Source organism: Allobosea sp. P1_A7 (genome assembly GCF_056406775.1).
Map to the genome: position 1 here is coordinate 1 of NZ_JBFTZN010000251.1, position 10,776 is coordinate 10,776.

Sequence of the window (10,776 nt, forward strand, 5' to 3'; positions counted from 1 at the left end):
CGGCCATGTCATGCGAAATGAAGAGGTAGGCGAGGCCGAACTCGGCCTGCAGGTCGAGCATCAGGTTGAGCACCTGGGCCTTCACCGAGACGTCGAGCGCCGAGACCGCCTCATCCGCCACCACCAGCTTGGGCGAGAGTGCCAGCGCGCGTGCAATCGCGATGCGCTGGCGCTGACCAYCGGAGAATTCATGCGGGAAGCGCACCCCCATCTCGGGCGTCAATCCGACCCGGCGCAAGAGGTCCGCGACGCGCTCCTGCGCTTCAGTGCCCTTGGCAAGGCCATGGACCAGGATCGGCTCCGCCAGCGCGCTGCCGACGCTCTTGCGTGGGTTCAGGCTGGCGAAGGGGTCCTGGAAGATCATCTGCATGCTGCGGCGGACATCGAGCAAATCGGCCTTGCCAAGCTTGGTGACATCGCGGCCACCGAAGCGCACCGTGCCCGCCGAAGGTTCGATCAGCCGCAGGATCGAGCGCCCGGTCGTCGATTTGCCACAGCCGGATTCACCGACCAGCGCGAGCGTTTCGCCACGTTGCAAGGTGAAGGAGACGCCCTCGACCGCATGCACCCGGCCACGCAGCCGCCCGAGCACGCCGCCGCGAATGCCGAAGCGCGTCGTCAGCCCTGAGACCTCGAGCAGCGGAGCCTCATCTACCTTGACCGTATCCGCGGCTTCGACCGGCTGGCCACGCACCTCGCCATTGTCCGGGTCGATCCGGGGAAAGCGCAACGGGAGGCCGTGCCCCAGCATGTCGCCGAGCCTGGGCACGGCGGCGAGCAACGCCTTGGTGTAGCCGTGGACGGGCGACTTGAAGACCTGAGCCGAGGGCGCGTCCTCGAGCTTGCGCCCCTTCCACATCACCACGACGCGGTCGGCAATCTCGGCGACCACACCCATGTCATGGGTGATGAAGAGGACAGACATGCCCTCTTCATCCTGCAGCGTCTTGATCAGCTCGAGGATCTGCGCCTGGATCGTGACGTCGAGCGCTGTCGTCGGCTCGTCGGCGATCAGGAGCTTTGGCTTGCAGGCGAGCGCCGTCGCGATCATCACGCGCTGGCGCATGCCACCGGAGAGCTGGTGCGGGTAGTTGCTGAAACGGGCCTTCGCGGAGGGAATCCGCACCCGCTCCAGCATCCGCAACGCCTCGGCCTCGGCCGCCGCCCTGTCGAGCCCGCGAYGGTAGCGCAGCGCCTCGGCAATCTGGAATCCGACGGTGAGCACCGGATTCAGGCTCGTCATCGGCTCCTGGAAGATCATCGCGACATCATTGCCGCGAACCTTGCGCATCTCCTCTTCCGGCAGCGCCAGCAGGTCGCGCCCCTCGAGCGCGATCCGGCCTTCGATCCGGCCGTTGGCAGCCGAGACCAGGCGCATAATCGAGAGCGCGGTGACGCTCTTGCCGGAGCCGGATTCTCCGACGATCGCAACCGTCTGGCCCGGTGCCACGTCGAAGCTCAGATCTTCGACGGCCCAGCGCCATTGCCCGCCGATGCGGAAGGCGGTCTGCAGGTTCTGGACAGAAAGGACAGGTGCGCTCATCGCTCGCCCTTCAGCTTGGGATCGATGGCGTCGCGCAGACCGTCCCCGAGGATATTGAGCGCGAAGACGATGATCAGGATGGCGAGGCTCGGGGCCAGGACCAGCCAATAGCTGTCGAGGATGTTCTCGAAGCCCTCGCGGATCATCCCGCCCCAGGTAGCAGTCGGCGGTTTGACGCCAAGCCCGATAAAGGCAAGCGACGCTTCGGTCCGGATGGCGTTGGCGAGCCAGAGCGAGGCCATCACCAGGATCTCCGGGAAAATATTGGGCAGGATATGCCTGGTCATGATCCGCGCATCGGAGAAGGCGAGCGCGCGGCCGGCCTCGATATAGTCACGCTCCTTCACCGAGATAGTCGGCGCGCGGGCGATCCGCGCGAAGGAGGGGATCGAGGTCAGCGCGATCGCGATGGTGATGTTCTCCATCGAGGGGCCGAGCATGGCGACCAAGATTAGCCCGAGGATCAGCGAGGGGAAAGCGAGCAGGATATCCATTGCCTGCATCACGACCACGTCGAAGCGCCCGCCATACCAGCCCGCGAGGATGCCGATCAGCGAACCGGCGAGCATGGCGATGACGGTCGACGCAATCCCGATCACCAGCGAGATCCGGGCGCCGTAGAGCAGGCGCGAGAGGATGTCGCGCCCGAAATAGTCGGTCCCGAGATAGTAGTTCTCATGGGGCGGCTGCAGCCGCGACAGGATGTTCTGCTCCAGCGGATCATGCGGCGCGATCACCGGCGCCAGCAGGGCAGCCAGGATCACGGCAACGACGATGACGAGGCCGACCCAGGAGGTCTTGTTGGCGTTGAAGGCGCTGATGGTCGCCTTGAGCCAACGCAAGMGCGGCGGGGTCACCGGCGCGGCATCGTGGACTGAGGTGCTCATGACAGCTTCACCCTGGGGTCGGCGAGGGCATAGGTCAGGTCGGTCGCGATGTTCACCAACACGACGATCAGCGTGTAGATCACCATCATGCCCTGCAGCATCGTGTAGTCGCGCTGGTTCAGCGCCCCGACGATGAGCTTGCCCAGACCAGGCCGGTTGAAGACGATCTCGGTCAGTACCGAATTACCGATCAGGATGCCGAGGTAGAGGCCGACGATCGTGATGATCGGGATCAGTGCGTTGCGCAGGGCATGGCGCCAGACGACGACACCCCAGGGGACTCCCTTGGCACGGGCGCTGCGGACATAGTCCTCCTGCATCACTTCAAGCATCGCGGAGCGGGCGACGCGCGTGATGTAGGCGGCCATGATCAGGCCGAGATTGAGCGCCGGCAGCGCCATCGCCTGGAACCAGGCGGAGGCGGAGCCCTGCCCTGCGCTGATCACCGGGAACCAGCGCAGCATGATCGAGAAGACGATCAGCAGGATGATCGCCGAGACGAAGGGCGGGAAGGACAGGCCGAGCAGCGAGACGATTCGGGTCACATAGTCGGGCATGCGGTTGCGGTTGATCGCCGCCCAGACGCCGAGCGGCACCCCGATGACAATGCCGATCGCCATCGAAACGATCGTCAGCTCGATTGTCCAGGGCAGGACGGCGAGGATCTCCTGGATCACCGGACGGCCGGTCACGAGCGAGACGCCCCAATCCCCCCTGAGGGCGCCGGAGAGGAAGGTCCAGTATTGTTCGACGATCGGCGCGTCGAGCCCGAGCCGCGTGCGCATCGCGGCAATTGCGGTGGCATCCGCCTGATCGCCGAGGATGACCTGCGCCGGATCGCCCGGCACGATCCTAACGACGACGAAGACGAGGGAGAGCACTGCCCAGAGCGTGACGACCGCGAAGCCGAGGCGTTTGACGAGGAAGGCGCTCATGCTGCCGCCATGCCTGACACAAGGGAAGACCCGGATGCGGGAGGCTGGATTGCCTCGCGCAGAACCACATTCGTCATCCCGGCCGAAGCCCCTGGGTCCAGCGCCGAGTGCGAAGCACTCGGTGACGGTGACCCCTTGCCCCGGACCGGGACGCTCACTTGGTGAAACGCGTGGTTTCCAGGACCGGCGGGCCGAGATTGAGCGAGGCCTTGAGCTCATAGCCAAGATCGAGGCTGTCCTTGTAGGCCCAGAGCTGCATCATCTCGTTGACCGGCACCGCGCAAACCTCCGCGATGATCTTCTCCTGCGCCGTCTTCCAGAGCGCCAGCTGCTTGGTCTTGTCCGTCTCGGAGCGGGCCTGGTCGATCTCCGCATCTGCCACCTTGCAATGCGAGAAATTCGTCACGGCCGTCGGCGTCTTCACGATCGCGCGCGAGTGGAAGAACTGGGAGAGATAGACGTCTGCAACCGGGAAGCGCGCGGCCTGGAAATGCACGACCTGCGACAAGTCCTGGCGGATCTGCTGGTGGAAGGTCGCATGCTCGACCGGCTGGATCTCGAGGGTGATGCCCGCTCGCTTCAGCAGCGCCTGCACAGCCTCGGTGAAGCTCAGCATCGAGGGCAGCGTGGTATTGATCGCCTTGATCGTCACGCCGTTGGGGAACCCGGCCTCGGCCAGCAGGGCCTTCGACTTTGCGAGATCGAAGGGCAGCAGCGGAGCCTTCTCATCTGTACCGAGATAGCCGGACGGCACCACCGAGACGCTCGGCCGCGAAATGTTCTTGCCGCGGAACTGCCAGATCGCGTTGCGGTCGATGGCATGCGCGATCGCCTGCCGGACCTTGAGATTGTCGAGCGGCGGCTGGCTGGTGTTGAGGTGCAGCACCGACATCTCGGCCGGACCCATTGCCACGACCTTGACGCCAGGCAAGGCGTTCATGCGATCGACCCAGGCCTGCTCCTGCCGGCCGAGCATCATGTCGAGTTCGCCGGCTTGAAAGGCAAGATCGCGCGAGGAATCGGAGGGGATGAAACGGTAGAGGATCTCGGTCAGCTTCGGCTTGCCGCGGAAATAGTTCGGGTTGGCAACAAGCTTGGCGTATTGCTGCGGCACATATTCGGAGAACATGAACGGCCCGGTGCCGACCGGTTTCTTGGCGAAGCCGTCCTTGCCCAGCTCCTCGGCCGCCTTCTTACAGATCATGTTGCCGCCATGGTAGTTCATGACGATGCCGAGCAGGCTCGGGATCGCCTGCTTCAGCGTGATCTTCACCGTGTATTTGTCGGGGGCTTCGACCTTGTCGACAGCGCCGTAATCCGACGAAAAGGCCGAGCTTTCCTTGGTCGCGGCGCGGTTCAGCGAATAGACCGCATCCTCCGAAGTGAATTCGCCATAACCATGGTGGCACTGCACCCCCTGGCGCAGCTTGAAGGTCCATTCCTTGCCGTCGGCCGAGGCGGTCCAGCTCTCCGCCAGATCGGGCTCCATGAATTCGGGCGAGAGCTCGCCCGGCTTGATGCGGACCAGGCCGTTGAACATCCATTGCAGCATCGCCTTGCCGGGCGTGCCGGAGTTCAGATGCGGGTCGAGCACGCCCGCGTCGGCGCTCTGCATGCCGACGGTCAGGACCGTCTTCTGGGCCAGCGCCGGACTTGCCATCAGCGCGCTCGCCAGCATGGCTGCGAGAATTGAACCGGTTCGTTTCATTGCTGTTCCCCTGCTTTTCTTGGATGTCGAAGATCCCGGCTTTCTCGCCGGTGATACCGAGGCAGGGCGGCGATCTCGTGGGATCCTGGGCCCGTCCTGTCCCTGTCTTGGAACCTGCGCCTAGAGCGTATCCTCCAGCCTGCAATTGACCAGCAACTCCGCAATGGCGGCATTGTTGGGCAGCGCGATCACGGTGGCAATCAATCGTGCCAGATCGTCGGGCTGCGTCATCGCGCCGGGCGCAAGCGCGGTGCTTGCCGCGGTCATGTCGGTCCGCACAAAGGAGGGGCAAAGCGCGGTCGCGCGAACGCCCTTGTCCCAGGCGATGCGTCGCGCTGCATGGTTCAGCGCGATCATCGCATGCTTGGTCATGTTGTAGGCGATGTGGTCGTTCCGCACCCGCTTGCCCGACATCGAAGAGACATTGACGATGCGTCCCGCACCGCTCGCCTCCAGATGCGACAAGGCGCAATGGATCAGGTTGAGCGGCCCTTTGCAGTTCACCGCCCAGATCGCGTCGAGCTCCGCTTCATCCGGCATGCGCAGCGTCATTGCGCTATGCATCCCGGCGTTGTTGACGAGCCCGTCGATCCGCCCGAAGCGGGCGGCGGCGGCATCGACCCAGGCGCGCTGGCTGGCCCAGTCGCGCGCATCGTAGCGGGCGATGTGGATGCGGGCGGCATCCCAGCCGGCACTCATCGCCTTGAGTGAGGTGAGATCGCGCCCGCCCAGGCTCAGGCTGTAGCCTTCCATATGGAGCARCTCGGCGATGGCACGGCCGATCCCGCGATTGGCGCCGGAAATCAGAATCACGCGTCCATCGGGGGCAAGCATGTCGGGCGTCCTCTAGCCGTGCAGGGTCAGTTCAGCATCGCGTCTTGCGACGCCGGCAAAGCGATCCAGCCTGAACGGCGCAAGTTCGAAGCGCGGCTGCCGCGACAGGGCGAGATCGGCCAGGATCTCGCCAGTGACCGGGCCGATGCCGAACCCATGCCCGGAAAAGCCGGCGGCAATGATCAGTCCCTGGATGCCGGTATGGGCGTCGATTGCCGGCAGCGCATCGGGCGTCAGGTCGATCAGCCCGCCCCAGAGCCGCGCGATCCCGGCATTGGCCAGCGCCGGCAGCACCTGCGTCACCCGCGCGATCAGCGTCGCGATATCGCAGGCGCGCGGCGCGAGGGCATCCGCCGTCCAGGAGCGAGGCTCATGCGGCCAGTCGCCGATACCGGTGGTGACGCGCAAACGCCCGTCGACTTCCTGCCGGCCGGCGGCATCGGCGTTCGCGACACCGAAAACCTGCTCGAACAGGGGCGGCAGAGGCACGCTCTGCATCACGCAAACGAGCTTCACCATCAGCGGCAATGCAAGTMCGAGCTGCTGAAGCAATTCAGGCGCGTGGATGCCGCTCGCAATGACGACGCGATCCGCCAAAACCAGCTCACCGCTCATCGTCTCGATGCCGGTGACCCTGGAGCCGGAGCGTGTCACTGCGCGGACCGTCACATCCTCGCGGATGGTAGCGCCGTGACGGGACGCCGCTGCCGCAAAGGCACGGACAGTGGGAACCGGATCGGCATGGCCGTCGCCAGGGCAGAAGGAGGCCGCGAGGATCGACGGGCCGATTGCCGGCGCGACCGTACGGATCGCCGCGTTGTCGGGCAGATAGTCGATCTCGAGACCGAGGCGCCGCTGCTGCACCACCAGTTCGCGGATGGTTTCGACTTCAGCCTCGGTCCGGGCAAGGCGCAGATTGCCGCGACGGCGATAACCCGTCGCTGCATCAAGTTCCGTGTCGAGCCCGCCCCAGCGTTCAACGGCGGCCCTGGCGAGCGGAAGTTCGGCCGGATCGCGCCCGGATTGCCGGACGCCGCCGAGGGTCCAGCCCGAGGCCATCGACGCCAGGTGGCGTGCTTCGAAGAGCGTCACGGAATGGCCGGCACGGGCGATCTCGTAAGAGGCCGCGACGCCGCTGATCCCGCCTCCGACGATAACGACATCCGGCATGGCAGCGCCTCGGCTCAGGAGAGGTCGACGCTGATCCGCTTTTCGGCTTCGCCGGGGTTGCGGCGCTTATAGGCGGTGATCTCGAACTCGACCTTCAGTTCGGGCTGGCCGAGCGGCGTACAGGTCGTGGTGTTGGCCGGATCGATCCMCCTGAACTTGCGGCCGACCACGTCGTTGACCTGCTCCATGTCGGCTATATCAGGCACGTACACCTTGATCGCGACCACGTCCTTCAGCGAGGCGTCGACCGCCGCTAGCGCACCCTCGATATTGCTGAAGGCCTGCTCAGCCTGGCCGCGGGCATCGCTTGCGATGGCGCGGGTCTTGTAATTCCGCCCCGCCGTATTGGAGACGAAAATCAAGTCGCCGGCGACCACCACCCGCGAATAGCTGTTCAGCTCCTCGTATTTGCTCCCGGATTTGACTTTGATGATCTCACTCACGGGGCTTCTCCCTTAAGGCGCAGCTCGGTCAATCGCCTCGCCGGCTCAAGGCAGGCAAGATTGGTATATACCATCGAAGCGATATGAGGCTGTCAAGGGCGTCGCGAGAGGCGGAACGTGTGGTGCGACGCGAGCGCAGGGCCCTTGCGCTCGGCCGGCCACGCCCCGTCCTCGTCGAGGTGAGTGGAGCACTAATCTTGCCCCAGTCCGTTGATTGCCGAAGCAATCTTTTCGCCGAGCGGTTTTTGGTAAGCAACACCATCGCCGGGCCTCCATCCATCGGCGTAGCACCACRGAAAACAGGCTGGAGACGATGCGCCAACCGTGAGCCAAATGATGAATTGACAGATTGGTATACACCAATCCATGCTGCCTCGAAGGCCGATGATAAGGGGATCTCCGATGACGATGATTTCGCGCCGTGCCCTTCTTGCCGCTGGAGCGAGCCTGCCGCTGCTCAAAGGCTCCGCCTTCGCGCAAGCATCACCAAAGAAGATCCTGCGCTTCGGGCTGTCGAGCTTTCCGCCGAGCCTGCAGCCCTGGGTCCACACCGGCACCGCCGCGCTGACGGTCAAGCTGCTGATCTTCCGAGGCCTCACTGGCTTTGACGAAAGGGGCGAGGTTCGACCCGAACTGGCGGAATCCTGGACGCAGGACGGCGAGACCGGATGGGTCTTCAAGCTCAGGCAGGCGAGCTTTCACAACGGCAAGCCGGTCACGGCCGACGATGTGAAATGGACGCTCGAACAGATTGCCCTGCCGAATTCGACAGCATTCCTGAAATCCGAGTTCGGCGGCATCGAGAAGATCGAGACGCCCGATCCACGCACCGTCCGCATCGTGATGAAGCTCCGGGTGGCGGGGCTGCAGGCCGGCGATATCGACCTGATCGAATATGTGCCCTGGCAACATATGGCTGCGATCGAGAAGGATCCGCGCCTCAAGCTCGACGCCGCCAATGGCCCCTTCATGGGCCTGAATTTCAACGGCACGACCGGCCCCTTCAAGGATGCGCGGCTGCGTCAGGCCGTGGGTTTCGCGATCCGCCGTGAGGAGATCGTCCAGGCCGCCTTCTACGGGCGCGGCACACCCCTGCAAGGGATCCCGATTCCGGAGACGAGCCCTTACTATGATGCCGGCCGCGCGAAGTTCTGGAGCTATGATCCCGACCGGGCGAAGAAGCTGATGGCGGAAGCCGGCGTGCCGAAGGGCTTTTCCTGCACGCTGCTCTCGACGGCGCAATATGGCATGCACAAATCGACTGCCGAGGTGGTGCAGGCTCAGCTCGGCGAGATCGGCATCGATGTGAAGCTCAACCTGCCGGACTGGGCACAGCGTGTCGATCTCGGCGGCAAGGGGCGCTACGAATTCTGCGTCCAGGGTACGACCGCCGACAATAATGACCCCGACGGGCTCGCCCCGCTGCTCGACGGCGAATTGCCGGCCAATATCTCGCGCAGCTTCGGCCTGCCGACACCGGAGATTCACGCGCTCTTTGCCAAGGGCCGCGCCGAGTTCGATATCGCCAAGCGCAAAGCGATCTATGCCGAACTCGAAAGGCTTGCGCTGGAGCAGGCGCCGCTGGTCGGCCTGGCCTGGCGCTCGCAGGGCTATGGCATGGTCAAGGATGTCACCGGCTTCAAGGGCCTGCCCGGCGGCACGAACTTCTTCTCGGCCTATTCGATGGAAGAGACGGCACTGGGCTAAGGCATCGGCCCGAAAAATGGATTGCGATTTTTTGGAAAACCGGGGCAAATACAAAAGGTTACTGCAACGGCTGGGGGCCTCGGATTCCCCCAGCCGGGTTCTGTCAGTCCGGGCATAGGGCCGGATTGACGCCTGACGATGGGTTCACGCCACGCGCGTCGTGCGCTCCAGTCGGGCGAAACGCTCGAGCCGGAAGGGTTTGGTGTCGATCATCGGCGTCGCCCCCCTGATGAGGTCGGCGACGAGCCGCCCCGCACCGGGGCCGATGCCGAAACCATGGCCGGAGAAGCCGCTGGCGATGAAGAAGCCGGGCAGGCGCGGCACTTCGCCGATCACCGGGACGGCATCGGGCGTCGCATCGATGAAGCCGCCCCATGCCTGCGCGACCTTCATTCCCCCAAAGGCCGGAAACGCCTTGATCAGGTTGGCTTTCGCCTCGTCCAGGATCGCCGTCGAGGGGGGCGGATCAAGCACGCGCATGCGCTCGAAAGGCGTCACTTCGTCGAGCCCCCAGCGTCGCGGCGTCCGCGCTTCGTCCAGGAAGCGCCGGCTCAGGCGCAATCGAAGTTCCTGCCGCTGCTTCACCAGCGAGGGCAGGAAATCGGCAAAAAGGCGGAAGGAGTCCGGCACGATCTCGGCTGTGCTGGCGCCACGATGGGCGACGGTGTAGCCGCCGTCCTGGCGCTTGCGGAAGGCGAAATCCGAGGCGCCGACGGCATAGGGCGGAGGACCGTCCAGCGGTTGGGTGCGCAGCACCGAACCGAGCACCTTGAGCTGCGGAAAATCGATACCGAGATTGCCGAGGAAGAGCCGCGACCACGCGCCGCCGGCCAGCACGACCTGTGAGCAGGCGATCGTGCCGCGCTCCGTCACCACAGCACTGACCCGGCCGGCCTTGGTCTCGATGCCGCGCACCGCACACCGTGTCAGGACGGTGCCACCACGCCGGCGCAGCGCACGCGCCATGGCAGGCACAGCTTTCTGCGGCTCGGCCCGCGCATCGCTCGGCGTGAACAGGGCACCGGTAAAGGCGCGCTTGCAGCCGGGCAGAACGCTCTCGATCTCGCGCGAACTGAGGAGCCGGGAGTCAAGCTGATATTGCCTGGCATGGTCGAGCCAGGCCTCATGCTGGGCGAGTGCAGCGGGCGTATCGGCGACATAGGCGATGCCTGAGCGGGTGAAGCCGGTATCGCCGCCGACGAGCTTGTCCATCTCCGACCAGAGCCGCATGCTTTCCAGCCCGAGCGGGATCTCGCCGGGGTCGCGGCCCATGATCCGGACCCAGCCCCAATTTCGGCCGGACTGCTCATGGCCGACCTCGCCCTTTTCGCAGACCGTGACGGAAATCCCGTCCCTGGCCAGGAAGAGCGCGGTCATGATCCCGATAATGCCGCCACCAATCATGACGACATCGCTGCTCGCCGGGAGAGCCGCGTCCGGGTCGACGGTTTCGATGGTGATGCCCATCAGGCCTGCTCCGCGCTCGAAGAGGACAGACCGGCCTCCGGCCGGGGACGGGAGGCGGGCAGCGGCATGGTCAGTCCTGTGA

9 protein-coding genes are annotated in these 10,776 nt (G+C 64.9%); 1 reads left to right on the top strand and 8 read right to left on the bottom strand.

Features of this window, described 5'->3' with window-relative positions:
• The 7 genes from AC1D34_RS29680 to AC1D34_RS29710 form a co-directional block, all read right to left on the bottom strand.
• On the bottom strand, positions 1-1,543 hold a 1,543-nt coding region (locus AC1D34_RS29680; RefSeq protein ID WP_476826144.1), incomplete at its 3' end, for an ABC transporter ATP-binding protein.
• Positions 1,540-2,430: an ABC transporter permease gene (locus AC1D34_RS29685; RefSeq protein WP_476826145.1), complete on the bottom strand. Its 891-nt coding sequence runs from the start codon at positions 2,428-2,430 to the stop codon at positions 1,540-1,542. The genes AC1D34_RS29680 and AC1D34_RS29685, both read right to left, overlap by 4 nt.
• Positions 2,427-3,365 carry an ABC transporter permease gene (locus AC1D34_RS29690; RefSeq protein WP_441492575.1) on the bottom strand — a complete coding sequence of 313 codons (939 nt, stop codon included), beginning with the start codon at positions 3,363-3,365 and terminating at the stop codon, positions 2,427-2,429. Before AC1D34_RS29690 ends, AC1D34_RS29685 begins: the two co-directional genes overlap by 4 nt.
• A gap of 154 nt (positions 3,366-3,519) precedes the next feature.
• Complete coding sequence (locus tag AC1D34_RS29695) at positions 3,520-5,073, bottom strand: ABC transporter substrate-binding protein (protein ID WP_441508077.1); 1,554 nt, start codon at positions 5,071-5,073, stop codon at positions 3,520-3,522.
• Between the two features lie 120 nt (positions 5,074-5,193).
• Positions 5,194-5,907 carry an SDR family NAD(P)-dependent oxidoreductase gene (locus AC1D34_RS29700; RefSeq protein WP_441508078.1) on the bottom strand — a complete coding sequence of 238 codons (714 nt, stop codon included), beginning with the start codon at positions 5,905-5,907 and terminating at the stop codon, positions 5,194-5,196.
• Positions 5,908-5,919: 12 nt separating this feature from the next.
• Entirely contained in the window at positions 5,920-7,077 is a 1,158-nt protein-coding gene (locus AC1D34_RS29705) for an NAD(P)/FAD-dependent oxidoreductase (RefSeq protein WP_476826146.1), read from the bottom strand.
• Positions 7,078-7,091: 14 nt separating this feature from the next.
• On the bottom strand, positions 7,092-7,520 hold the full coding sequence (locus AC1D34_RS29710; protein WP_476826147.1) for a RidA family protein: 429 nt from the start codon (positions 7,518-7,520) through the stop codon (positions 7,092-7,094).
• Positions 7,521-7,922: 402 nt separating this feature from the next.
• On the opposite strand from AC1D34_RS29710, the gene AC1D34_RS29715 reads away from it, so the two are divergent.
• Positions 7,923-9,227 (top strand): ABC transporter substrate-binding protein, encoded by a 1,305-nt coding sequence (locus AC1D34_RS29715; RefSeq protein ID WP_476826148.1) that lies wholly within the window; start codon positions 7,923-7,925, stop codon positions 9,225-9,227.
• 144 nt (positions 9,228-9,371) lie between these two features.
• On the opposite strand, the gene AC1D34_RS29720 is transcribed toward AC1D34_RS29715, so the two are convergent.
• Positions 9,372-10,697: an NAD(P)/FAD-dependent oxidoreductase gene (locus tag AC1D34_RS29720; RefSeq protein WP_441508107.1), complete on the bottom strand. Its 1,326-nt coding sequence runs from the start codon at positions 10,695-10,697 to the stop codon at positions 9,372-9,374.
• Positions 10,698-10,776: the final 79 nt, after the last annotated feature.

What these genes read in the sequence shown, in the direction of transcription:
- AC1D34_RS29690 (WP_441492575.1), bottom strand. Translation starts at nt 3,365, where the DNA reads ATGAGCGCCTTCCTCGTCAAACGCCTCGGCTTCGCGGTCGTCACGCTC.
- AC1D34_RS29695 (WP_441508077.1), bottom strand. Translation starts at nt 5,073, where the DNA reads ATGAAACGAACCGGTTCAATTCTCGCAGCCATGCTGGCGAGCGCGCTG.
- AC1D34_RS29715 (WP_476826148.1), top strand. Translation starts at nt 7,923, where the DNA reads ATGACGATGATTTCGCGCCGTGCCCTTCTTGCCGCTGGAGCGAGCCTG.